We start from the raw sequence: 543 nt of genomic DNA on the forward strand, positions 1-543 counted from the left end.
GGGCGGGGCTGACGTCGGGGGGAGTTCTGCGGGTTCCGCTGGTTCGGTGGGTTCCGCCAGTTCGGTGGGTTCCGGGGGATCTGGGCCTGTGGAGGGTCCAGGGCCTGCCGAGGGTCTATGGCCTGCCGAGGGTCCAGGGCCCGCGGAGGGTTCGGGGTCTCTGGGTGGCCCGGTGGCTGCCGGGGGTTCGGTTCCTGCGGGAGGCTCGGTGGCGGGTTGGGTGCGGTTGGCGCCGATCCAGCGGGCCGCCGTGCGCGACGCGGCTGTCGCCGACACCGGGTTCGGCGGGCGGCTGACCACCTGGCAGAACCCGTCCTTCACCGGGGCGCTCTCGCACGCCGTCCTGCCCGACGCCCCCAGCGGCCTGGTCAAGGACGTCCTCACGGTCTCGGCACGGCCCACGTCCGGGCTGGAACTGCCCTCGCTCACCTTGCCGGTGGCGAGGGCCGACGCGGAGCCCCCGGGCCGGGGGCCGGGCTTCGGCACGGCCGGAGCGGCGCTCGACGCGTACGACAGCACGTACGGCGCCCCGACCAGCGCCGC

At 75.9% G+C, this 543-nt stretch carries 1 protein-coding gene; it reads left to right on the top strand.

The window, feature by feature from the left end:
* Positions 1 to 208 precede the first annotated feature (208 nt).
* Positions 209 to 543: hypothetical protein (locus AOK15_RS45970; RefSeq protein ID WP_420877040.1), on the top strand; the 335-nt coding region annotated here is incomplete at its 3' end.

Source organism: Streptomyces ossamyceticus, from assembly GCF_001418475.1.
Classification (GTDB): Bacteria; Actinomycetota; Actinomycetes; order Streptomycetales; family Streptomycetaceae; genus Streptomyces; species Streptomyces ossamyceticus.